Raw genomic sequence first — 22,387 nt, 5'->3', positions numbered from 1 at the left:
CTCATACATAGTAGTGAGTGTGGCCTTATTGAGCGCTTTTCCAATAAGGCCTGTAATCAAATAATTAAAATTCTTCCCACTCGTCTGCCGAATCAATAAAATTATCGCCTCTTGGCTTGCTTTGTACTGCGTTACTTTGTGATTTGTGAGCTAAGCTTGGGGTATTCATTGTGGGCGACATAATAGCCATGTCTTGCTGACCCAGTGAAAAGAAATTAAGAAGTCTGCGCATTTCATTTGCTTGCTCAGCCATTGATTCACCTGCAGCCGATGCTTCTTCAACTAAGGCTGCGTTTTGCTGGGTCATTTCATCCATTTGAGATATAGCTTTATTTACTTGCTCTATACCTGCACTTTGCTCTTCAGATGCCTCTGTAATATCTGAAATCATTTGCGTCACTTTTTGTACCGACACCACAATTTCTTTAAGCGTTGCACCTGATTCATTAACAAGCTGAGAGCCATCTGCTACTTTACCTACACTATCTCTTATCAGCTCTTTAATTTCTTTAGCGGCCCCTGCTGAGCGCTGAGCTAAATTACGCACTTCACCTGCAACAACCGCAAAGCCACGCCCTTGTTCTCCCGCTCTAGCTGCTTCAACGGCCGCATTAAGTGCAAGCAAGTTAGTTTGAAATGCAATTTCGTCAATCACACCAATGATGTCAGCAATCTTTTTACTCGATTCATTAATTGCCGACATACTCGTCACAGCACGATTAACCACTTCACCACCTTGAATCGCTTTATCGCATGTTTCTTCTGCGAGTGTATTAGCCACTTTAGCATTGTCTGCATTTTGACGTACTGTACTTGTCATTTCTTCCATACTTGAGGCGGTTTCTTCCAATGATGATGCTTGCTCTTCCGTGCGCTGACTTAAATCTGCGTTCCCCTGAGAAATTTCTTCTGCGCCACTGGCCACTAGGGTTGCTGATGAACTTATACGATTAATAACCTCCGTTAATTTATCTGCCGTGGTGTTTGCGTCGCGTTTTAATTTATCAAACGAGCCTTTGTATTCTTTTTCAATTCGCTTAGATAAGTCACCTGTTGCCAAGGCATCTAGCATATTGCCAGTATCTGCGACCGCATCGTCAACAATTTTAACTAAACTGTTTAACCCTTGTGCCAAGCGTAAAAAGAACCCTTCTTTACCCTCTTCCATTACACGCGTATCAAGGTCTCCCTCTCCTGCAGCACTCACTAATTGCGCTATTTCTCTTTCTATTGCAACTTCTGCGGTTCTATCTTCCCACTCTACAACGGTGCCAATTCTCTCTTGCTCTGGGGTTATTATTGGGTTTGCAACCAAACCAAATGTGCGTCCACCAACCTTTATTTGCGTGCTGTAAGTATCTTTTAACGTTGCTAATAAGTTTTGTTGGTGCGCTGGGTTTTTATGAAATACATCAATATTTTGATTAAGTAGATTTTTGCTATCAAAATTAGGTAAGTCTTTTCGAAGGTCATTTTCAGCAATACGCATCATATTTCTAACAGCTTTATTCATGTACACAATGACATTTGATGAATCTGCAATCATGGTATTAGTCGCGACAGTATCAAGTGCTTGACGCACACGAAGGTTTTCTTGTGCTATGGCACGCTCTGCGTCAGCTTTAGCAACCTTTTCAGTAATATCGTCCCACTCAACAATGGTACCGAGTTTCTTTCCTTCTTGGCTGTACCATGGCGTCGCTATTAATTTAAAAATAAGCCCCGCTAAACGCAGCTCTGCTTTATAAGGCTTATCTAAATTTTTTAATAAATCTCGTTGGTGTGACGGCTTCTTATGAAAATCATCAACACAAGTACCTATTAAATTATCAACAGAAAATTGTGGTAATACGGTTTTTAGGTCTTTTTCTCGCGCTTTTAACATGTCTTGCACGCGCTCGTTTACAAATACAATATTGAGGTCTTGGTCTGCAATCATTACATTTGCTTGGCATACTTTTAAGGCGCTGGCTAACTCTGCAGTTTTACGCGAAGATTTTTCTAACTCTTTTTGAGCTGTTATATCGGATGCGTATTTAATTACTTTAAATGGCTTGCCATTCATATCATAGATTGGGTTATAAGAGGCCTGAATCCAAACTTCCTGACCTTGTTTACCTATTCTTAAATATTCACCCGAGTCAAATTCACCGCGCCCTAACTTAGTCCAAAAAGCTTTATATTCATCACTATTTGCGTGTTCAGATGTAACAAATAATCTGTGGTGCTGCCCTATAATGTCGTTAAGCTGATACCCCAACGTATTTAAAAAATTATCGTTTGCATCAATAATAGTGCCGTCTAAATTAAATTCTATTACTGCTTGAGACTTACTAATTGCATTAATTTGCCCTATTGCCTCTGCAGCAGCGAGTTTTTGTGGTGTTATATCCGTCGCAAATTTTACAACCTTAATAACTTGCCCCTGGGAGTTTATAATTGGGTTATAAGTGGCCTGAATCCAAACCTCCTTACCACTTTTGGTAAAACGCCTAAATTCTTGAGATATAAACTCGCCGCTGTTTAATCGTACCCAAAAATGTGTGTAGTCACTCCCTTGGGCCTCGGTATTATCAACAAATAAAGAGTGATGCTGGCCTTGAATCTCTTCTAGTTGATATTCCATTACGCGAAGAAAATTAGCATTAGCGGTAATTATTTTACCGCTTGGCTCAAACTCAATCACAGCTAATGACTTATTTAATGCGCTTACAATTAAATCATTATTTGATTCAGACTGTTTTGGATTACTAAACCATCCCATGCTCATCACCACCTTTAAGTTATTTTTACTTTATTTAGCAAATACTGACTCTAAATATTCATTGTTTTTTGCAAGTCGATTAACGCCACCATTTTTTCACCCACGTTAACTAACCCTGCCACATAATCGTCGTTATTTGTCTCTGAAATACTTGGTACCGCTTTGGCATCTTGCTCTGAAATACTGTAAACCTCAGAAACGGCATCAACGGTAATACCAATAATTTTACTGTCGTGCTCAAACTCTATTTTTACTACAATTACCACTGTAAGCGGCCCGTACTCTATACTGGGCAAACCAAATCGCAGCCTTAAATCAATAATCGGCACTATAGTGCCACGCAAATTTATAACGCCTTTTACAAATTCGGGAGCGTTGGGTAAAACGGTTATCTCTTCCCAACTACGAATTTCTTGCACAGTTAAAATATCTACGCCGTACTCTTCATCAGCCATAATGAATGTTAAAAACTGTTTCACGCCCTTTTGCTGCTGCAGATTTAGCTCAGAAATCATAACGCCTCCAAAGCAGCTTGCGACTCAATACTTAACTCTTGGCTGCCCGGCTTTTTTAAACCTGAAAGCTTTATCAACCCACTTATATCAACTATCAATGAAACCCGTCCATCGCCCAAAATAGTCGCACCGGATATACCATCTACTTTTTGGTAATTTGCCTCTAAACTTTTAATTACAACCTGTTGTTGCGATAGGAGGTCATCTACCAATAAACCCACTTTTTGGTTGTCGGTTTCTACAACAACAAGCAGGGTTTTATCAAGAGACTCAATGGCATTATCATGATTAAAAATATCGTAGAGCCTTAAAATTGGAATGTATTCATCACGCAATCTAAGCACGTCTAGGTTTTTGCCTACACGGCTTACTTTGGCAATATCAATTTGCAGCGATTCAACAATAGAAATAAGCGGAATAATATAGGTATGCTGGGCCACTTTAACTAGTTGGCCATCTAAAATAGCCAGTGTAAGTGGTAATCTAATTGTAAACGTTGATCCTACACCTGGCGCGGATGCAACCTCTACAGAGCCATTTAATGACTGAATATTACGCTTAACTACATCCATACCAACACCACGGCCAGATAAGTCACTCACTTCATCCATAGTGGAAAAACCAGGCATAAATATAAGCTCGTTTATTTCCTCATTGCTAAGGTGGTTGTCGGCAGAGATCAGTCCATTAGCAATGGCTTTTTCTTGAATTTTTTTAGTGTTTAGCCCTTGCCCATCATCCATTATTTCAATAACAATATTTCCGCCTTGGTGAAATGCATTTAAAGTGACCGTTCCTACTGGATCTTTTCCGGCTTGCAGTCTTTTCTCAACCGTTTCTAGGCCATGATCTAATGAGTTTCTAACCAGATGAACCATAGGATCAGAAATTTTCTCCATCACGGTTTTGTCTAATTCGGTTTGCTCGCCTATCAGCTTCAATTCAACCTGTTTATTTAGCTTTTGCGCAATGTCGCGCACCAAACGTGGGAAACGGCTAAATACAAAATTAATTGGCAACATGCGGATACGCATTACGTTTTCTTGTAAATCGCGAGTGTTGTGCGCAAGTTGCGCTAAACCTTCTTGCAATGCCGTAATTGTTGCTGGCGTAATGTCTTGCTCGCTAAGTTGATTAAGCATGGCTTGGGTAATAACAAGCTCACCCACCATGTTTATTAATGAGTCAACTTTATCAATCCCAACGCGAATAGAAGTCGACTCGGGTGTTGTTGATTTTTTATTAGTATTAGCAGAAGTTGGCTTTATAGGCTTAGCTTGTTCCGCCTGCTTCGGCACTGGTTCTTGGATTAATGGCTCTTGAGCTACTGTACTGCTGTCATTTTCAGGAGTGGGTAACTCATCAGTAAACAGGCCGCCACACAATTCAATGGTAATATCAGCATCATCTTCAACCCATTCGAACACCTCTTTAATTGCGCTTTCACCATGGCTGGTATTTAAGAAAAAACGCCAATGTAAAAAGCACTCATCACTACTCAAATTGGTTATTTCAGGGACTTCATCATAAAAAACGGTGGTATCTAACTCGCCTAACTGCTCAAGCTCACTAATCATAATGAGTGGTTCATTACCTGTTTTAAATAAGTGATGATGAGGCTTAAAGTCTATTTGGTATGTATCGCTATCAGACTGGTTATCAGACGTTTGAATGTTGGACTCTTGCGTTGTGCTATTTATTCCTAGCACTTCTTCAAATTGTGCTCGTAGTGTATCGGCTTCAGTTAAGTCGGGCTCTTGCTCTGCCTGCAATCCAGCCAGTAACGAACGAAGGCAATCAACCGCTTTAAGTAATAAATTAACGTGCTCGGTTGTCAGGGTGCGCTCGCCTTGACGAATTTGGTCCAGTAAGGTTTCAAGTACATGAGTAAAATCAGACACCGATGAAAAACCAAATGTCCCACTTCCCCCTTTTATTGAATGAGCGGCTCTAAAAATAGTGTTAATAGTTTCTAAGTCTTCCTCACCGGGTACCAAGTTTAAAAGCTCAGCTTCCATGGTATCGAGGCCTTCAAAACTCTCTTCAAAGAAAACTTCAAAAAATTGACTTAAATCTATACTCACTTTGCGCTCCTTGACTAACGAATAACCTTTTTAATCACCGCTAGTAACTGCTCAGGATTAAATGGCTTTACTATCCAGCCTGTTGCACCAGCCGCTTTACCTTCTACCTTTTTTTCTAAGCCCGACTCGGTTGTTAGCATAAGTAGTGGCGTAAATTTATAATCGGGTAATGTACGTAGCTCTCGAATTAATGTAATACCATCCATAATGGGCATGTTTACATCTGAAATAACCGCATCAAAACCTTGCTGCTTAGCAATAGCCAATGCCTCACTGCCGTCTTTGGCCTCTGTTACATCAAAGCCTGCGGTTTTTAAGGTAAAGCTCACCATCTGACGCATTGATGCTGAATCATCAACTGCTAAGATTTTTTTCATATAAACCTCTAACTATTTCTTTCGATTGTTAAATAATGCCCTAAGCCAAGCTGATTAATGGTATGTGCTAATGCTGCACTACTGCCGACCCATATAATTTTGTGTTGGATGGTAAGCAAGTGTTTTTGAAGCGCACATAACAGCTGAATAGATGCAGTATCTGCAGACACTACATCGCTAATATCAAGACTGATATCGTCGTTGCTATTGAGTTCTTGTAGTAAGTCTTGGTGGAGCGTTTCAACTTGGGTAATCACAAGTTCGCTTGGAAGTTTCAACATTTAAAATTGTGTAATCCCTTTCATTTCAATTCATAACAAAAGCTTAGCTCTAGTTGTTAAAATTGCCATAAAAGGGTCAAAAAAAAATTTAATAAATTTATAAACAGGAATGAAAAAACAAAAAAGGGAGCCTAAAGCCCCCTTAAAATACGTGAAAATTTAAAAAGTCAGTTTTTAGTAGTAGTTTGCAATAACTTTAAACTCTTGCGTTAATTGAGTTGAATTAATAAGCGGCACACTGCCTTGCTTAAACTCAGGTTTGAAAATAGCTCTTAGCGCTCCTGTATCATCAACCAACGCAACTGATGCGCTATGATCAACCGCATAATCAGCTTTTGTTGTATCACTAATTGCGTAAATGAGGCCAAGCTCTCTTACTACTGGAAAAAGATCTTTGTGCTCCCCTGAAACAGCCAAAAAACTGGGGTTAAAGTAATCTATATATTGTTTTCGTTTTTCTGCTGTATCTCTGTTTGGATCGACCGACACAAACCATATTTGTAATGGGTAATCAGCTTCCAGCTCTTTATAAACTGCGTTTAACTTAGCCAATGTTAACGGGCATATATCGGGACAGCTTGTGTATCCTAAAAACACTAAATTCCATTGCCCTTTAAATTGCGCTTTTGTCACTGGTTCGCCGTGCTGATTTTTTAACGTAAAATCCGAAAGTGATTTAGCGTTTTCATAAACAAGTGCATTTAAATTTTGAGGATCGTTTTCACTTGAGCACGCTGATAAAAATAAACTTAAAACAACAATTACTAAAAGCCATAACCGTTTCATAAAGGAAGCCATTTATCTATAAATAAGATCACGAAGAGTACCATTAAATGCACTATCGAAAAACGAAATAAATCCATAGCCTTGTCGTTATTAGCTGCAAATTTTAACTTAATGGCTTTGTACATAAACACACTATTTAGCGCACAAGCACCCACTAAGTAAATACCTCCTGACATACCAATTAAGTATGGCATCACACACACTAAGGCCAATAAAACTGAGTACGCAACTACACATGTTTTACAAAAGTCGATACCGTGGGTAACCGGCAGCATTGGAATTTTTGCACGCTCGTAATCACTTTTTCGAGCAATGGCTAAAGCCCAAAAATGAGGAGGAGTCCAGGTAAATATAATCATAACAAGCAACCACGGCGCTGCCGCCATTTGGTTTGTTTCAGATACCCAACCAAGCAATGGCGGCATCGCTCCAGCAAGTCCGCCTATTACAATATTTTGAGGTGTTGCACGTTTTAAAAATGACGTATAAATAAAGGCATAACCCACTAATGCAAATAACGTTAATATTGCTGTAAGCGTATTAGCCCACACCATAAGCATGATAAAACCAGCGATACCAATGCTTGCTGCAAACGTTAATGCATGAGTTTTACTTAAACGCCCTTTAGCAACAGGGCGATGACGCGTTCTTGCCATTTTAGAGTCTATTTCGCTATCTACTACATGGTTAATAACGGCAGCGGCAGCAGATAACAGCCCTATTCCTAATAGACTAATCATCTGAACGCCTATCCCACGTCCAACATCCGGAGCTAATGCTAATCCAACCCAGGCTGTTAAAACCAACATCGCCACCACTTTAAATTTACTGATGGCTAAGTAATCTTGTAATAGATCGTAAGCACGCAAGCTAAGTGATTGAGTATGTGCAGGCTGTATTGTTTTTTTGTTTATTGTTAGTGCCATTATATTTCTCCTTTATGTGCGTGATTTCAGGTAATAACACAACCTAACCATACTTAATAACAGTATGGCAGCCATTAGGTTATGCGCCAGTGCTACACCCAACGGAAAGTGCCAATGTACCAAAATGAGTCCTAAGCTAATTTGGCAAAATAAAGTAACCAATACTGCTATTACGCAGCTTTTAATTTTTTGAGAGTAAGCGTGACTGTAAATTTTCCACATAATAAGCGCCAAAACTATGCAGGTTACTAATGCCCAAATACGGTGTAATAAGTGAATAGACATTCTTGCTTGTTGTGAAAGCACACCAAACTCGTAGTTGCTGTGCTCAAGCGGTAACTGAAAAACACTCCTCAGTGAAAAAGGCTGAGCGTAATCACACAAAGGTAAACCATTACAGTGTGGTGCTGCGTAATTAGCCGCAAGCCAGCCGCCAAGCGCTATTTGTAAAATCAGCACAAAAAGAGCAATCAAACTTATTCCATAATACCTCTTAGCCCCCGCATCTCCGCCCATAATGGGTTTTGCTGTTAACCTTAAATACAGCAATGTAATTAGCGATAAAATACTAAAACCACCCAATAAATGCCCCATCACAATAAGTGGTTGCAGATTCATAGTGACAGTCCACATACCTAAGGCAGCTTGAAACACAACAAGTAATAGCAATAAAGATGTGAGCTTTAATGGTGTAGTTGGAAATTGACGCTTTAAAAAAGCAACAATAAACAGCGCTAAAATCATCAATCCTAAGGTGCCCGCAAAATACCTATGAATCATTTCTTTCCAGGCTTTTGCTTTTTCAAACACCATATCAGGGTAGCTTTGTGTTGCTAAAGCAATATCAGCTTCATGTTTAGGAACCGTTAAAAAGCCATAACACCCGGGCCAATCTGGGCAACCCAGCCCTGCATCACTCAAACGAGTGTATGCACCCAGTGCAACAACAACTAAAGCAAAAAGTCCGGTCAATAAAACCCAATTCTTATAATTTTTGTACATCTTTAACCTCACACTAAACGGATTAGCTTGAACGAGAATAATTAAGTAGTTTTTTTAAATCCTTTAATAGCCCTTTTTGAACTAAGCGGTTTTCTTGAGGCTTTGCTTTGTATGGGTACTCAAGTACCACAAGCCCCATATGATCAATTAAATACAAACTTGCGGGGGTCAAGCTTGCTTGCTGGGCCATTTTTTTCCATGGTAAGTCAGCTTGTGAAGGACTTCCCATAACAGCCATATCTACCTTTCCTTGATTTTTACCAAGCGCTATATACAAATTATTAAGCGCCTCAAGTTGCTCGTTACATGACGCACTGCACTCACTCGAATAATTAAGCGCTATAGTCCATTGTTTAGGATTATTTTGTTGCCAGTTTTCTAGTTTTATCTCTTCATTTAGAAATTCACCGTGATTTGTAACCGCACTAGGTAACCAATCGAATTTGAGCGCGCTATAGGCTAAAAACAAAGGGATAGCACAACAGGTTACAAACAATAAAAGGGGTTTATTTTTCATTTTTATTCCTTTTTTTACTCGCAAAAATGGCTACAACAACACATGCAAAGGCGATTAAAAACCACTGCACCGCATAGGCGTTATGTTTTTGTGGGCTCATTACAACCGCTTCGTAATGCGGTATCGCAATTTCATCACCCTCACCTTGGCGGTAAGCCATAAAGTTAACCAATGGGAAATTAGTGTGTGATTGTATAAAGCTTAAGTCGATTGATTGAATGCGTTTGGGCAAATCACCACTCGAGGTCTTATCTTCTAGGGTAAAACTACTGAGGTTATTCTCTTTAATTTGTGCTTTGACCGTAAACTCACCTTGGGGCATAACTACTGCAGGTAAAATATCCCGTGATAGCGGGGCTCTCACCCAACCTAAATTAACCAATACTGCACGCATATCATTATTTGGTTTTAACAGGGCGAGTAGGTCGTAACCCACTTGTCCGTTATATACTTGATTATCTAACAACCAGTAATGTTCGCTTAAAAGTGTCCCTTTAAGCTCGACTAGTACACCGGTTTTATTCCACTGCTTTGGTAAATTTAGCAACTGCGACCAACTCATAACACCATGAGTTTGTATTTGAGCAATAGCAGTGAGCTGTTGCTGTTTTTTTTCACCTCGTTCTAATTGCCAAAAACCTAGGCGCACACATACCAGTACGACAACCACAACCATACAAATTGTGATTATTGAACTAAGCTTTTGTTTGTGCCTTAAAACTACTTGCATAAAGGGTCAACTCAGTGATTATTAAAATTATTATTGTACTGTTGTTAATGTTTATACTTTTTAACTTATTTAGAGCGCTATTTATTATGGTGTCTGGAAAAACAAACGGGCGACCTATGTCTCACTTTTTAGGACGCCGAGTGTTGTTTTCGGTTGTTGTATTATTGGTCACAATCGCAGCAGTTAAGCTCGGTTATATAAAGGCAAATAGCTCGCCCATAAACGTTACAGCACATATACAAACACAAATAAACACAGCCATACCACATCAACAAAATGCCAATACCAAGCAGCAGCTTGAAACGCAAAGTGCTTTTCTTTGGTAAAATGACCTTTTAATATTCGTATTAAAATGACAAATAAAAGTATGGCTCCGAGTGTGACATGCATGCCATGAAAGCCTGTAAGCAAAAAGAATGTATTACCGTACACACCGGCATCTAATGTTAGATTTAAGTCATTATATGCATGAACGTATTCCTCTACCTGCAATGCTAAAAAGCACACGCCCAATAACACCGTAAGTCCTAAAAATACTTTCAGTGGTTTACGTTTGTTGTTTTCCATTGCAACATGGGCAAAATGTAACGTGACCGATGAAGCGATTAAAATTAACGTATTGATCAATGGTAGGCCTTGCCACCCCATAGCTTGGGTTGTGTCACCGGAGGGTGTAACAACCAAAGGCCACATAGCTTCAAAAGTAGGCCACAACACTTCATTAGTCATAGCATTGTTACCCGCGCCCCCCAACCAAGGCACTGAAATCATACGTGCATAAAATAACGCACCAAAAAAGGCCATAAAAAACATAACCTCAGAAAAAATGAACCAGCTCATGCCTTGTCGAAAAGAACGATCCATTTGTGCTGAGTACAACCCTTGACCTGACTCGTGAATAACATTTTTAAACCAGCCAAATAACATATATAAAAGAACGGCTATACCGGCATAAAGTAAATAAACACCGCTCCCCCCTTCCTTGCCAACTTCCATAACTGTTAAGCCTGCGCCTACGGCGATAAAAAACAACGCAACCGCCCCTACAATGGGCCACGGGCTTTGCTCTGGTACGTAATAATGCTCATGTTCTTGATTCATTTTACTTGCTCCTAGTTTCGCACTAGTGTTTGTTGCTAGTTATTACTGGCAACTAGTTGCTCACTAATATCAAATACGGTGTAAGACAAAGTTAGCTCTTCAACATCACTTGGAAGCGCTGTATCAACATAAAAAAGCAATTTAAATTCGAGCTCTTCCCCCGCTTTTAGGGGTTGTTGATCAAAGCAAAAGCAGGCCATTTTGTGTAAATATTTTGCCGCTTTGCCTGGTGAAACAGACGGTACTGCCTGCATAACTTTATCGAGTTCACTACTATTTTTTGCGCTAAAAACGACTTCTCGCATTTCTCCGGGTTTCACAACCACACTGTACTCTTTTGATTTCACCTCAAAAGGTGCACCGCTTTGTGCATGAGTTGTAAAACTCACGCTAACGTCCCTTGTTTGCTCAATCACGCTACTTTGCTGCGCTTGCTCTAACGATGGCTTACCATTTAGCCCGGTTAAGTCACAAAACACGTCGTATAACGGCACTAAGGCAAACGCAAACGCAAACATACCTATGCTGATAATAATCAAGCGTTTAAGGAGCGGTGCGTGGGTCATTATTTAATTTCCGGTGGTGTTGAAAAGGTATGGTAAGGCGCAGGGGATTCAACTTCCCACTCTAACCCTTCAGCGCCATCCCATACTTTTGCAGGGACTTTTTCGCCGCCTCTTGCACATTTAAAAACAACCACTACAAACAACAGCTGAGATAAACCAAATGCAAAACCACCAATACTTATAATTGCGTTAAAGTCTGCAAATTGCAGTGCATAATCAGGAATACGACGAGGCATACCAGCCAAACCCACAAAATGCATTGGAAAAAACAGCACATTTACACTGACTAACGACAACCAAAAATGCCACTTAGCCAGCGTGATATTAAACATATTGCCAGTCCATTTTGGCAGCCAGTAATAAGCACCGGCCATGATTGAAAATACCGCCCCTGTCACTAACACATAATGAAAATGAGCCACTACAAAATAAGTGTCGTGGTATTGAAAATCAGCGGGAGTAATAGCAAGCATCAACCCTGAAAAACCACCTAATGTGAACAGCACTATAAAAGCAATACTGAACATCATAGGGACTTCAAAGCTAATAGAACCGCGCCACATGGTGGCTACCCAATTAAATACTTTCACGCCGGTAGGTACCGATATCAGCATTGTGGAGTACATAAAAAATAGCTCTGCAGCTACCGGCATACCGGTGGTAAACATGTGATGCGCCCACACAATAAAGCTTAGCAATGCTATAGATGACGTGGCATAAACCATAGATGCATAGCCAAATAGCTTTTTACGCGAGAAAGTGGGCACTATGGTTGAAATGATACCAAAGGCTGGCAAAATCATGATGTAAACTTCGGGGTGACCAAAAAACCAAAATATATGCTGGAACATCACCGGATCGCCACCGCCGGCAGCATCAAAAAAGCTAGTCGCAAAATATTTATCGGTTAAAACCATGGTCACCGCCCCTGCCAAAACGGGCATAACAGCAATGAGTAAAAATGCCGTTATTAGCCATGTCCATACAAACAGGGGGAGTTTCATCCACGTCATCCCAGGTGCACGCAAATTAACTATAGTCACAACCACATTAATAGCACCCATAATTGAGCTAATACCCATAATGTGCACCGCAAATACAAACAAGGCAGTATTGTCGTTACTGTATGTGGTTGAAAGCGGAGCATAGAAGGTCCAGCCAAAAGCAGGACCTCCTCCAGGCATAAATAAAGAAGCAAGCAAAATTAAGAATGCGAAAGGTAAAATCCAAAAGCTCCAGTTATTCATTCTAGGTAATGCCATATCTGGCGCACCTATCATTAACGGTATCATCCAATTGGCTAATCCCGTAAAGGCAGGCATAACGGCGCCAAACACCATTATTAAACCGTGAACTGTAGTCATTTGATTAAAAAAGTGGGGATCGACCAACTGCAACCCTGGCTGAAATAATTCGGCCCTGATCACCATAGCCATGGCGCCACCAATTAAAAACATGGTCAACGAAAATATTAAATATAAACTGCCAATATCTTTATGATTTGTTGTATAAAGCCAGCGCTTAAAGCCTTTAGCTGGATGATGAGCATGATGCGCTTCATTGGCGTTTGGTTGTTCTGCTATGCTACTCATTAGTTAGCCTCCACGTCGGCATCAAGTGCTGCTTGAATCTCACTAGGCTGAATAACATCACCGGTATCGTTACCCCATGCATTTCGCTTGTAAGTAATAACCGCAGCCAATTGTTTTATAGATAACTGCTTGGCAAATGATTGCATTGCCGTGCCTGGGCTCCCATGAATAAGTATGTCTATATGACCTTTTATATCGCCAAGTACAATTGGGCTGCCTTTAAGAGCCGGAAATACGCCCGGTAGCCCTAACCCCGTAGGTTGATGACATGCTGCACAACTTGCCATGTATACTTGAGCACCCAGCTCCATTAGCTCTTCTTTAGGTAATGTTTGATCAAGTAAAGCTGCATCAGCTAAAGCTGCTTGTTGCTTAGCTTGTTTAGCATCGGCCAACCATACTTTAAAGTCAGCCTCAGATTTGGCCTCTACCACAACGGGCATAAACCCGTGATCTTTACCGCACAGCTCAGCACACTGACCTCGGTAAATACCTTCTTCGTTTATGTTGGTCCATGTTTCGTTAATAAAGCCTGGATTGGCGTCTTTTTTAACGGCAAAGTCTGGTACCCACCAAGAGTGGATAACATCATCTGAGGTCATTAAAAAACGAATTTTTTGATTAATTGGTAGTACGAGGGGTTTGTCTACCTCAAGTAAATAATTTGGGTTTTTATCAGCTAAATTAGTTATTTCATCCTGAGGAGTTGCAAGCATTGAGTAAAACTCTACATCTTCTCCCATGTATTCATAATGCCATTTCCACTGTGAACCTGTAACTTTAATTGTTAAGTCGGCTTTACTGGCATCTTCCATCGCTATTAACGTTTTTGTAGCAGGCACTGCCATAGCAATTAAAATAACAAATGGAATGGCGGTCCAAAGAATTTCTACTTTGGTACTTTCATGGAATTGAGCGGGAACCGCTCCTTTAGATTTGCGATGATGAATGAGTGCCCAAAGCATAATGGCAAACACTATTATCCCAATCACACAACATATAAAAAATATGGTCATGTGTAATTCGTAAACATTTTCACTTATATCTGTAACGCCTTTACGCATATTAAATTGGCTATTTGCCAAGGCTAACTGCGGAAAAACACACAATATAAGCCACAAGGTACAACTAAGTTTACCCATGTGACGACTCCTTTGATGCTGTTGCTAGTGCAAAGCGAAGAGGCATACGGCTTAAACGCCAATTCGTTATTTTTATTTTTTTATTAATGCCGTTTTATTTATAAAAATTGGCATTCACTGCGCTAGCAACAAATTTATTGTGTGTGCTCAAAGCTTAAAAGCGATGAGTATTGCCAGCGTCAGTTCATTAACAATTAGTTAATATTTAACCAGCATGCAAGTTTTTTGTATTAAAAACAAACAATAAATATGTAAAAAGTAGAGCGTTGATTTAGTTTAGCGTAGAAAAAAGTAGCTAAAATCGAGAGGTAGTAAGGGCTAAGGATGAAATGAAAGAGTGTCAATAAAAAACAAATAAATTTAAAAAAATAAAAATACGCACCAAAATAGTGCGCAATTTATAAAATAAGAAAGAACTACATCCAGTCCGCGTTACGAATTACACCCACTGCCAAGCCTTCAATGTTGAACGACTCAGTTTCAAGATCGACCTTAATTGGTGCAAACTCGTCATTTTCAGCATGAAGCAACACCTGGCGACCCGCCTTTTCAATGCGCTTTACGGTTACATCGTCATCAACACGGGCAACCACAACTTGACCATTTTCAGCCACTTGTGTTTTATGCACAGCAAGTAAATCGCCATCCATAATGCCTATATCTTTCATACTCATACCGTTTACGCGCAGTAAAAAGTCGGCAGCTGGTTTAAACATTAATGGGTCAATTTTACAGTGGCTTTCAACATGTTCTTGCGCCAAAATAGGGGAACCTGCCGCAACTCGGCCAATAAGCGGTAAACCTAATTGTTCTGGCTCCTCTTCTTCAACAAGTTGAATTCCACGGCTTGCGCCAGGTTTCATTTTAATCACCCCTTTTTTGGCAAGGGCTTTTAAATGTTCCTCAGCGGCATTTGCACTTTTAAACCCTAACGTTTGTGCTATTTCGGCACGTGTAGGCGGCATACCAGTGTCTTTAATAAACACTTTAATTAATTCGAGTATTTGAGCTTGGCGTTTAGTTAATGGGCGCATACAACTGGTTTTCCATACAGTACATTTAACTGTGAGTATATACAGTTAAATAAAAATCGCAAATTTAAATTATTCGTTCAAATAGCCAAATTACTTGCTTACGTGTACATTTTAGGGGCTTTCTAAAATAGCCTATAAAAATAGTAACTTGCTACATTAAATTTAAAGGAGTCTATATGAGTATTTGGCATCAACCCATTACATTAGCATTGTGTAAACAATTGGACGAAGGCATTAATGGCCAAGGGACGCTAATGAAAACCATGGGAATCGAAATAACAGAGATAGGCGACGATTATCTAGTAGCAACTATGCCTGCAATCCCTGCACACCATAACCCTATTGGCATGGTTCATGGCGGCGCAAACGTTGTACTCGCCGAAACCGTAGCTAGCTATGCTGCTAATTTTGTGGTTGATTTCACAAAGTTTTACTGTGTTGGGCAAGAAATAAGTGCAAGCCATTTAAAGGCTTCTCGCAATGGTACATTAACGGCAACAGCACGCGCATTTCATATTGGAAAACGAAGCTCTGTTTGGGAAATAAAAATTACAAACAGCCGCAACGAGCTATGCTGCGTATCAAAAATGACCGCAGCCGTTGTTGAGCGAAAGACGTAAGTTATTTTTCGAGAGGGTAAATTGTTATTTCCATACCCGCGCCAATAGCAGATATACGCAGTAGTGTATCTGCATGTAAAGCTTGATTAAAACACTTTGGCGACGTGCCTGACTCAAACCCTATATCAAACGTTCTACGTGAGCAGCTCAACCATTGCTTTAATGCATTGCGTGAACATGACTCAATAAGCTCACATATATGGTTTATTGCTTTGTCTGGTGATTTTACATCGCCAGCTACCTCAATACGTGCTAATTGACGGTATTCGTCTTTGTCATAATGTAAAATCGTTGCGACTTTTTTTAGGTCGGCCACCAGCACACTAATATCTTGTTTTGACTCAAGCTCTAGATCTACATTTAAAAATTGAATTTCCGACATTGTCTCGTATTTATCCTCTAATGGTTACCATGCAAACTTTAACGCAGTTTTACCTTTATACCAAATCAACACCCTATAAATAGACGTTTTATATGGTAATACTCTTATTTTAGAGTGCGATTGCTACTTACAATTGGCGCTATTGTGCTGAAACGCTATTTTAATGCACTAGTGCGACATTTTGTCGCACTCACCTTGCTCAACCATCGCGTAAAATGTCTTGTAAAAATAATAAGATAAACACACATGAAAAAAACTTTTAAACCAGCACGTAAACTTCATAAATGGTTGGGCTATTTATTAGGAATACAAATACTAGCTTGGTTGCTTGGCGGTTTGGTTATGAGCGCCATCCCGCTTGAAAAAGTACATGGTAAACACCTAGCAACACGCACCCTAGTTAACCCCTTTAAAAGCAGCGATTACGTGGCATCAATTGATAATATTGTTTCGCAAGTCACTAATCCGACTAAAATAACCTTTGCACATTTTTTATCTACCCCACTTATAACTGTAACCAGTGAAGGCAACCCTCAAAGTTTTAATGGCATTACTGGGCAACCATTTAAAGCCCCCAATAAACAGCAAATAATTGCTAATGCACACGCGCATTTACTTATTGATGCTCAACCAGTAAGTACAACTTTGTTAGGTTTAGGGCCAAGAGAAAGCGGTTATAAAAAAGATGTATGGAAAGTACAATTTAACGATACATTTAATACCACCCTCTATTTGTCATCAGATACAGGCAAAGTGATTACTGTGCGCAGCACACTGTGGCGAATTTTCGACTTTTTTTGGATGCTGCATATTATGGATTACGATGAACGTGAAAACTTTAACAATCCTCTATTAATTAGCTTTGCTGCAACCAGTGTGCTTTTTTGTTTAACTGGCTTTTTACTGCTATTGCAAAACATAAGGATTAAACGCAGATTTAAATAAGTTTATGTTTGCCTGTTGAGCCAGTAAACTAGGGACTCCTGTAGTTCACGTATGTGATGGATATGACCCGATTGATTTTGGCCTTACTGGCTTGCTGTGTCTGTTTTTCGGTATCAAGTAAAGACTTTACTCGCTTCTCTACTGCTAAAAAGCACTTAATAAAAACGCTACCGCACAATGCAAAAAGCCTGTATTGCGGTTGTGATATTAAAAAACAAGGTAAAAAACTAGTGCCAGATCCAACGGGTTGTGGCTATGTACCTCGTAATACATTTACCCGCTCAGGCAAAGTAAACCAGCGCGCTTTACGTATTGAATGGGAGCATATTGTATCGGCATGGGAGTTTGGGCATCAACTACAATGTTGGCAAAATGGTGGGCGGAAAAACTGCCGTAAAGTCAGCGAAAAATTTCGAAAAATGGAAGCTGACATAAACAACTTAGCCCCCGCAATTGGCGAAATAAATGCTGACCGCTCTAATTATCGTTTTGGCATGCTAGGTGGAGCCGCGACTCAATACGGCCAATGCGATGTAAAAGTAAACTTTAAGCAACGTGTTGTTGAGCCACCATTTTATGCCCGTAAAAAAATTGCCGACGCCTATGCTTACATGCAAAAAACCTATGGTTTAAAAATTTCAAAACAACAACAAAAACTTTTTAATGCGTGGCAAAAGCAAGACCTAGCACTAAAAAGCACTATACAAAAAATGTAATGATATTCCTGCTAATAAGCGAACTTAAAATACTGCTTTACCAATAAAAAATGACACAATTATTTACATAAAGAAAAAGCAAAACGTTGAATAAATAATCAGGTGTTGTAGTATTTTAAACAACTTATTTACAGGAAGTACCGAATATGTTTAAAAACAACACTCTATCGCTTGCAATTATTAGCGCGCTCTCAGTTTTTGCTTTAACAGGTTGTGGTGGAGGCGGAGGTAGCAACACTACACCAGCGCCTGTCACGCCACCTACAAGTAGCACACCGACATGGACTGCCGGTGTATTTGAACCTTCAGACGAACTCAAAAACTTTTGCGAAAACCCACGTACAGGTAACGACCCGTTTAATAATAATGAGCCTTACCCTGACCAAGCTGGTTCAGCCTTATACGAAAAATTATGGCTTCGCTCATGGAGCGACGAAACATACCTGTGGTATGACGAAATAGCCGATAACGACCCTGAATCGTTCGATACCGTCGCTGACTATTTTGCTCAACTAAAAACCGAAGAGCTAACCGATTCAGGCGCTAAAAAAGATAACTTTCATTTTTCAGAACCCTCTGAAGATTACTTCCAAGAAGCACAATCGGGCGTTACCTCTGGTTATGGTATTAACTGGGCATTTATTGGTGATTCAGCCGATAGAATTTTACGTGTTGCTTACCTTGAAGATGACTCACCAGCTAGCCAAATTGGCTTTCAACGAGGCGATACCGTACTTGAAGTTGATGGCGTAAGCATTAATACCAATACCCAAGCAGGGATTGATACTTTAAACGAAGGCTTATTTAGCCCAACCAACGGTGATTCACATACAATTGTTGTTCGCAGTAACGACGGCACGGAAAAAACATTTAACGTCACAGCGGGTAACATTGAGCAAACGCCTGTTCAAAATGTAAAAACGATTGTAACAAGCAATAACACGCGCGTTGGTTATATGCAGTTTAATAGTCATATAGGTATTGCCCAAGAGGGCTTAATTGATGCAGTAAATAAATTTAGAACCGATAACGTAGACGAACTCGTTATTGATTTTAGATACAACGGCGGTGGTTTATTAGCGCTGTCTGCGCAGCTAGCGTATATGGTGGCAGGAAGTGCCAATGTACAAAACCGCTTTTACTATCAAACACAACAAAATGATAAACAGCCTGTCGATTCTCCATTTCCGTTTATTGACGAAGAAATAGATTACTCAACGTTTTTTAGTACTGGCGATAAATTACCTGATTTAAACTTATCTAAAGTGTATGTACTAAGTACATCAGGTACCTGTTCAGCCTCTGAAGCATTTATTAATGGCTTAAAGGGAATAGATGCAGAGGTGGTACTTATTGGCGACACAACCTGTGGTAAACCATACGGATTTACGCCTACACACAACTGTGGAACAACCTACTACACCATTCAATTTAGTGGCGTTAACAGTAAAGGCTTTGGCGAATATGCCGCAGGCTTTACCCCAACACCAACACCACAATTTAATGCCGATGTACAAGGGTGTGTTGTTAGTGATGACTTTGATAATCAACTTGGTGATAGCAACGAAAGGTTACTATCTACAGCACTTTTTCATATAGATAATAACGGCGCATGCCCAATTACAACAACAGTCGCTAATAGTAAAGTAGATGTACCAAGCTTTGCTGCAACGGGCGAAAAACTGCAGCCTTTAAACGCACCAAACGATCTTACCCGCAGTAACATGGATCTAACATGGCCTACTTTGTCTGAGGAGCAATAATGGTAAAGTTACTGACGGTACTCACTGTATTAATAAGTGTAGGGGGATGTAATAGTATGAGTAATGCCGTTGCAAAGCCTGCGCTATTAACAGAGGTTAACCCAGGCGTTATAACTGTGCTGCAACAGGCAATTATAAAAGCTAAAGGCGGTACGCTAGTTACACTGGCCGACACCGTTTTTACCAAACGCAGTGAGTTATTACTAAGCCATGGAAATAGTAAAGATCCCAATGGCATGCCCATTATGGGCGCGCATAATATCAAGTCAGAAAAGTTTGTTTTGCAAATTATTGGCGAGCAATGCGTGCTGTATTACCCTAAAAAAGATCTCACTATTGAGCTTAAAAACGTAAGTTGTAAAGCACAGTAATTTAAAAACTAAAAAGGCGTACAACTTGTTGTTGTACGCCTTTTCATTGTAAAACTGTTTAAATGCTAATTGCCAAAAAATAACTCGATCGGGAGCCCTTCAATTTTTTTACTTAGCAAGTTTATTAAAATGCGCCTTTAATAAGCCTGCAAAAGCTTGTACTTTCGCGGTGCGATGCACTAAATGGTGGGTCACTAACCACACATCTGTGGGCCAATTTAATTCACTATGTAGCACAGGGACCAAATCGCTATATTGCGCTGCTACATCATGTTGTAAACCACCAATGCCTAAGCCTTTAATAATCGCGCGCGTGGCCTCGGCAGTTTCTGATACACGTAATTTGATTTGCGATGCAGGAATGTTTTCGTCTGCCCAAGCAAAATAAGGTACGCGCGCATTATATCCCGCCACTCCGGATACAAAATTATGCTGCAATAAATCACCTAGTGATTTAGGCATGCCATGCCTTGTAATGTAGCGTTTGTTAGCATATAAACCCGATGTAAGCTTTGCTAAGTGCTGAGCAATGTAGTCACCCTCATCAGGTTTAGGGCCTGCACGAAGCGCAATATGTGCTTGCCCGTGATCGAGCCGCAAGCGTTTTTGCTCCAAAATAACTTCAAGCTGCACTTGTGGGTGTAATGCCTGAAATTGCTCACATACATCACCCATAACATCAATAAACCCACTCACCGTAGTAAGTAATAAACTTCCGCGTAAAGTACTGTCGGCAGCGGCAATATCGTTATGTAGCTGTTCGAGCGAGGTATCTATAGTTTGCGCTGTCGCAAATAATTTAGCGCCAATTTCAGTTACCTTGTAACCACGAGCATGGCGATGAAACAAGCGGGTATCTAGGTTTTTTTCAAGGCTGTTAATTCGTCTTAACACAGTACTGTGGTGCACATTAAGTGCCTCTGCTGCAGCTGTAAGTGTGCCAAGCCGCGCCACTTCAAAGGCCACTTTTACGTCTTGCCAGTCATCAAATTTAATTGCCATGCGCTCTGCCTTTAACTTGTGTGCATATATGCACATAAGTGTTGCGTTTATTTGGGTTTTCTACAAGTAAAAGTTTGCTAGATTAGGTATGTAACTTAAAACATAAAAAGGCCAAACTCATGTCAGCACCAAAAATTATCGCGCTTGCGGGCAGCTTACGTAAAGAAAGCTTTAATCAAAAACTTATTAATGAAGCAGCACGTTTTGCTCTGCAAACAGGTGCTGAAGTAGAAGTTATTCAGTTAAACGAGTTAGATATTCCACTATTTAACGAGGACATTGAAGCACAAGGCACACCCGCTGATGCACAACGTTTAAAAGACACACTTCGCTCTGCAGATGGTATTTTACTGGCAAGCCCAGAGTATAACGGCTCGATCACTGCGCCATTGAAAAACGCTATAGATTGGGCGTCACGCACTGAGCAAGGTGCAGTACCGGCGTTTCGTAATAAAGTTGTGGCCTTATTTGCTACTTCACCGGGTGGATTAGGAGGTTTACGCGGTTTAAACCACGTACGTGATATTTTAAGCGGCATTGGTTCGTTAGTGCTTGCCGACCAACTTGCTGTACCGTCTGCGTTTTCTGTTTTTGATGACAATGGCCAAATTAGCGACCCAGAAGTAGCCGATAAAGTATCTTCGCTTGCTCATCAATTAGTCAGTGTTACAAGCAAATTAAAGTAACCTTATACGCTTTACTTTTGCTTTGTCGCCGCTATTTTTGCGGCGATAAAATCAACATGCGTTACATATAATAGACCCGCTATTTTACGTATTACATACTCTTCTTGTGGGTCTATTTCACCGTCTGCGTAGGCTAAACGCCACAGCAATTCTATTATCTCTATTCGCTCTGCCGCACTGCAATGCTCATTAATCTGCTTTGAAAACTGAAAGTAATCAATTGCACCATCTAAACTACTTGCTGCATTGGTAGTGAGTTCTTCAACCTCAGAATCAGTTAAATTAAAGTACTTTTTTAAGGTTACAGTCAGGGTGTGTTGTTCATCATGGTCAAGCTTGGTATCTGCACGCATTACTTCAATTAACAACGCTGCTACCGCTGTTTTTAAATCGTGTGGCTCTATACTTGGCGCTGGATCATCGAATGCTGTAAAAAGCTGTTTTATTTGTTTGAACATCACATTATCTCTTTTGGGTGTTAGACT

The 22,387-nt window shown here is 40.2% G+C and carries 25 protein-coding genes; 7 read left to right on the top strand and 18 right to left on the bottom strand.

Annotated features, from left to right (window positions below; all coding sequences use genetic code 11):
• Window positions 1-64: 64 nt before the first annotated feature.
• The 10 genes from R0J88_RS13230 to R0J88_RS13185 form a co-directional block, all read right to left on the bottom strand.
• The gene (locus tag R0J88_RS13230; protein WP_410900137.1) at window positions 65-2,764 is read right to left on the bottom strand and encodes a methyl-accepting chemotaxis protein; all 2,700 of its coding nucleotides are present in this window, start codon (window positions 2,762-2,764) and stop codon (window positions 65-67) included.
• Between the two features lie 50 nt (window positions 2,765-2,814).
• The gene (locus tag R0J88_RS13225; RefSeq protein WP_006793787.1) at window positions 2,815-3,279 is read right to left on the bottom strand and encodes a chemotaxis protein CheW; all 465 of its coding nucleotides are present in this window, start codon (window positions 3,277-3,279) and stop codon (window positions 2,815-2,817) included.
• The gene (locus tag R0J88_RS13220) at window positions 3,276-5,363 is read right to left on the bottom strand and encodes a chemotaxis protein CheA (protein ID WP_410900136.1); all 2,088 of its coding nucleotides are present in this window, start codon (window positions 5,361-5,363) and stop codon (window positions 3,276-3,278) included. The genes R0J88_RS13225 and R0J88_RS13220 overlap by 4 nt, the downstream gene beginning before the upstream one ends.
• Before the next feature lie 14 nt (window positions 5,364-5,377).
• Window positions 5,378-5,740, bottom strand: coding sequence for a response regulator (locus tag R0J88_RS13215; RefSeq protein ID WP_006793785.1), 363 nt, complete (start codon window positions 5,738-5,740; stop codon window positions 5,378-5,380).
• Window positions 5,741-5,748: 8 nt separating this feature from the next.
• A complete protein-coding gene (locus R0J88_RS13210) occupies window positions 5,749-6,021 on the bottom strand; it encodes an STAS domain-containing protein (protein WP_410900135.1) in 273 nt (90 codons plus the stop codon).
• A 174-nt stretch (window positions 6,022-6,195) separates the two neighbouring features.
• Window positions 6,196-6,807 (bottom strand): SCO family protein, encoded by a 612-nt coding sequence (locus tag R0J88_RS13205; RefSeq protein WP_410900134.1) that lies wholly within the window; start codon window positions 6,805-6,807, stop codon window positions 6,196-6,198.
• Window positions 6,804-7,733, bottom strand: coding sequence for a heme o synthase (cyoE, locus tag R0J88_RS13200; protein WP_006793782.1), 930 nt, complete (start codon window positions 7,731-7,733; stop codon window positions 6,804-6,806). Before cyoE ends, R0J88_RS13205 begins: the two co-directional genes overlap by 4 nt.
• Before the next feature lie 12 nt (window positions 7,734-7,745).
• Window positions 7,746-8,735: a COX15/CtaA family protein gene (locus R0J88_RS13195; protein ID WP_010557761.1), complete on the bottom strand. Its 990-nt coding sequence runs from the start codon at window positions 8,733-8,735 to the stop codon at window positions 7,746-7,748.
• Between the two features lie 22 nt (window positions 8,736-8,757).
• Window positions 8,758-9,252 (bottom strand): hypothetical protein, encoded by a 495-nt coding sequence (locus R0J88_RS13190; protein ID WP_006793780.1) that lies wholly within the window; start codon window positions 9,250-9,252, stop codon window positions 8,758-8,760.
• A complete protein-coding gene (locus R0J88_RS13185; protein WP_033025338.1) occupies window positions 9,242-9,982 on the bottom strand; it encodes an SURF1 family protein in 741 nt (246 codons plus the stop codon). The genes R0J88_RS13190 and R0J88_RS13185 overlap by 11 nt, the downstream gene beginning before the upstream one ends.
• Window positions 9,983-9,996: 14 nt before the next feature.
• Between R0J88_RS13185 and R0J88_RS13180 the strand changes: the two genes are divergently transcribed.
• Window positions 9,997-10,308 (top strand): DUF2909 domain-containing protein, encoded by a 312-nt coding sequence (locus tag R0J88_RS13180; protein ID WP_338109295.1) that lies wholly within the window; start codon window positions 9,997-9,999, stop codon window positions 10,306-10,308.
• Here R0J88_RS13180 and R0J88_RS13175 read toward each other — a convergent pair.
• From R0J88_RS13175 to lexA, 5 genes are all read right to left on the bottom strand, one after another.
• Entirely contained in the window at window positions 10,208-11,083 is an 876-nt protein-coding gene (locus tag R0J88_RS13175; RefSeq protein WP_006793777.1) for a cytochrome c oxidase subunit 3, read from the bottom strand. The two genes, R0J88_RS13180 and R0J88_RS13175, sit on opposite strands and share 101 nt — an antisense overlap.
• Before the next feature lie 35 nt (window positions 11,084-11,118).
• Window positions 11,119-11,649: a cytochrome c oxidase assembly protein gene (locus tag R0J88_RS13170; protein ID WP_010557765.1), complete on the bottom strand. Its 531-nt coding sequence runs from the start codon at window positions 11,647-11,649 to the stop codon at window positions 11,119-11,121.
• Window positions 11,649-13,241, bottom strand: coding sequence for a cytochrome c oxidase subunit I (ctaD, locus tag R0J88_RS13165; RefSeq protein ID WP_006793775.1), 1,593 nt, complete (start codon window positions 13,239-13,241; stop codon window positions 11,649-11,651). Before ctaD ends, R0J88_RS13170 begins: the two co-directional genes overlap by 1 nt.
• Window positions 13,241-14,383, bottom strand: coding sequence for a cytochrome c oxidase subunit II (gene coxB / locus R0J88_RS13160; RefSeq protein WP_006793774.1), 1,143 nt, complete (start codon window positions 14,381-14,383; stop codon window positions 13,241-13,243). The genes ctaD and coxB overlap by 1 nt, the downstream gene beginning before the upstream one ends.
• Before the next feature lie 416 nt (window positions 14,384-14,799).
• A complete protein-coding gene (gene lexA, locus R0J88_RS13155; protein WP_006793773.1) occupies window positions 14,800-15,417 on the bottom strand; it encodes a transcriptional repressor LexA in 618 nt (205 codons plus the stop codon).
• Window positions 15,418-15,593: 176 nt separating this feature from the next.
• Between lexA and R0J88_RS13150 the strand changes: the two genes are divergently transcribed.
• Window positions 15,594-16,037, top strand: a complete 444-nt coding sequence (locus R0J88_RS13150; RefSeq protein WP_039038356.1) for a PaaI family thioesterase — start codon at window positions 15,594-15,596, stop codon at window positions 16,035-16,037.
• Window position 16,038: 1 nt separating this feature from the next.
• Here the strand turns inward: R0J88_RS13150 and R0J88_RS13145 are convergent, their stop codons facing one another.
• Window positions 16,039-16,419, bottom strand: a complete 381-nt coding sequence (locus R0J88_RS13145) for a hypothetical protein (protein ID WP_006793771.1) — start codon at window positions 16,417-16,419, stop codon at window positions 16,039-16,041.
• Between the two features lie 246 nt (window positions 16,420-16,665).
• Between R0J88_RS13145 and R0J88_RS13140 the strand changes: the two genes are divergently transcribed.
• From R0J88_RS13140 to R0J88_RS13125, 4 genes are all read left to right on the top strand, one after another.
• Entirely contained in the window at window positions 16,666-17,364 is a 699-nt protein-coding gene (locus R0J88_RS13140; protein ID WP_410900133.1) for a hypothetical protein, read from the top strand.
• 62 nt (window positions 17,365-17,426) lie between these two features.
• Complete coding sequence (locus tag R0J88_RS13135; RefSeq protein ID WP_033019623.1) at window positions 17,427-18,080, top strand: endonuclease; 654 nt, start codon at window positions 17,427-17,429, stop codon at window positions 18,078-18,080.
• Window positions 18,081-18,226: 146 nt separating this feature from the next.
• On the top strand, window positions 18,227-19,843 hold the full coding sequence (locus R0J88_RS13130) for a S41 family peptidase (protein ID WP_410900132.1): 1,617 nt from the start codon (window positions 18,227-18,229) through the stop codon (window positions 19,841-19,843).
• Entirely contained in the window at window positions 19,843-20,214 is a 372-nt protein-coding gene (locus tag R0J88_RS13125) for a hypothetical protein (RefSeq protein ID WP_410900131.1), read from the top strand. Before R0J88_RS13130 ends, R0J88_RS13125 begins: the two co-directional genes overlap by 1 nt.
• A gap of 108 nt (window positions 20,215-20,322) precedes the next feature.
• Here the strand turns inward: R0J88_RS13125 and R0J88_RS13120 are convergent, their stop codons facing one another.
• Window positions 20,323-21,216 (bottom strand): LysR family transcriptional regulator, encoded by an 894-nt coding sequence (locus tag R0J88_RS13120; RefSeq protein WP_058430109.1) that lies wholly within the window; start codon window positions 21,214-21,216, stop codon window positions 20,323-20,325.
• 119 nt (window positions 21,217-21,335) lie between these two features.
• On the opposite strand from R0J88_RS13120, the gene R0J88_RS13115 reads away from it, so the two are divergent.
• Window positions 21,336-21,902, top strand: a complete 567-nt coding sequence (locus R0J88_RS13115; RefSeq protein ID WP_410900130.1) for an NADPH-dependent FMN reductase — start codon at window positions 21,336-21,338, stop codon at window positions 21,900-21,902.
• A gap of 11 nt (window positions 21,903-21,913) precedes the next feature.
• Here R0J88_RS13115 and R0J88_RS13110 read toward each other — a convergent pair whose 3' ends face one another.
• Window positions 21,914-22,360 (bottom strand): TerB family tellurite resistance protein, encoded by a 447-nt coding sequence (locus R0J88_RS13110; protein ID WP_008129052.1) that lies wholly within the window; start codon window positions 22,358-22,360, stop codon window positions 21,914-21,916.
• Window positions 22,361-22,387 lie beyond the last annotated feature (27 nt).

It is taken from the genome of Pseudoalteromonas sp. SIMBA_162 (assembly GCF_046535955.1).
Classification (GTDB): domain Bacteria; phylum Pseudomonadota; class Gammaproteobacteria; order Enterobacterales; family Alteromonadaceae; genus Pseudoalteromonas; species Pseudoalteromonas marina.
The sequence above is the reverse complement of the archived record's forward strand: the minus strand, read 5'-3'. Positions and strand labels throughout refer to the sequence as shown.

Bases quoted from the DNA above. Each gene is read 5' to 3' on its own strand.
- R0J88_RS13230 (WP_410900137.1), bottom strand. From the start codon at position 2,764: ATGGGATGGTTTAGTAATCCAAAACAGTCTGAATCAAATAATGATTTA.
- R0J88_RS13225 (WP_006793787.1), bottom strand. From the start codon at position 3,279: ATGATTTCTGAGCTAAATCTGCAGCAGCAAAAGGGCGTGAAACAGTTT.
- R0J88_RS13215 (WP_006793785.1), bottom strand. From the start codon at position 5,740: ATGAAAAAAATCTTAGCAGTTGATGATTCAGCATCAATGCGTCAGATG.
- R0J88_RS13210 (WP_410900135.1), bottom strand. From the start codon at position 6,021: ATGTTGAAACTTCCAAGCGAACTTGTGATTACCCAAGTTGAAACGCTC.
- R0J88_RS13205 (WP_410900134.1), bottom strand. From the start codon at position 6,807: ATGAAACGGTTATGGCTTTTAGTAATTGTTGTTTTAAGTTTATTTTTA.
- cyoE (WP_006793782.1), bottom strand. From the start codon at position 7,733: ATGGCACTAACAATAAACAAAAAAACAATACAGCCTGCACATACTCAA.
- R0J88_RS13195 (WP_010557761.1), bottom strand. From the start codon at position 8,735: ATGTACAAAAATTATAAGAATTGGGTTTTATTGACCGGACTTTTTGCT.
- R0J88_RS13190 (WP_006793780.1), bottom strand. From the start codon at position 9,252: ATGAAAAATAAACCCCTTTTATTGTTTGTAACCTGTTGTGCTATCCCT.
- R0J88_RS13185 (WP_033025338.1), bottom strand. From the start codon at position 9,982: ATGCAAGTAGTTTTAAGGCACAAACAAAAGCTTAGTTCAATAATCACA.
- R0J88_RS13175 (WP_006793777.1), bottom strand. From the start codon at position 11,083: ATGAATCAAGAACATGAGCATTATTACGTACCAGAGCAAAGCCCGTGG.
- R0J88_RS13170 (WP_010557765.1), bottom strand. From the start codon at position 11,649: ATGACCCACGCACCGCTCCTTAAACGCTTGATTATTATCAGCATAGGT.
- ctaD (WP_006793775.1), bottom strand. From the start codon at position 13,241: ATGAGTAGCATAGCAGAACAACCAAACGCCAATGAAGCGCATCATGCT.
- coxB (WP_006793774.1), bottom strand. From the start codon at position 14,383: ATGGGTAAACTTAGTTGTACCTTGTGGCTTATATTGTGTGTTTTTCCG.
- lexA (WP_006793773.1), bottom strand. From the start codon at position 15,417: ATGCGCCCATTAACTAAACGCCAAGCTCAAATACTCGAATTAATTAAA.
- R0J88_RS13150 (WP_039038356.1), top strand. From the start codon at position 15,594: ATGAGTATTTGGCATCAACCCATTACATTAGCATTGTGTAAACAATTG.
- R0J88_RS13145 (WP_006793771.1), bottom strand. From the start codon at position 16,419: ATGTCGGAAATTCAATTTTTAAATGTAGATCTAGAGCTTGAGTCAAAA.
- R0J88_RS13140 (WP_410900133.1), top strand. From the start codon at position 16,666: ATGAAAAAAACTTTTAAACCAGCACGTAAACTTCATAAATGGTTGGGC.
- R0J88_RS13135 (WP_033019623.1), top strand. From the start codon at position 17,427: ATGACCCGATTGATTTTGGCCTTACTGGCTTGCTGTGTCTGTTTTTCG.
- R0J88_RS13130 (WP_410900132.1), top strand. From the start codon at position 18,227: ATGTTTAAAAACAACACTCTATCGCTTGCAATTATTAGCGCGCTCTCA.
- R0J88_RS13125 (WP_410900131.1), top strand. From the start codon at position 19,843: ATGGTAAAGTTACTGACGGTACTCACTGTATTAATAAGTGTAGGGGGA.
- R0J88_RS13120 (WP_058430109.1), bottom strand. From the start codon at position 21,216: ATGGCAATTAAATTTGATGACTGGCAAGACGTAAAAGTGGCCTTTGAA.
- R0J88_RS13115 (WP_410900130.1), top strand. From the start codon at position 21,336: ATGTCAGCACCAAAAATTATCGCGCTTGCGGGCAGCTTACGTAAAGAA.
- R0J88_RS13110 (WP_008129052.1), bottom strand. From the start codon at position 22,360: ATGTTCAAACAAATAAAACAGCTTTTTACAGCATTCGATGATCCAGCG.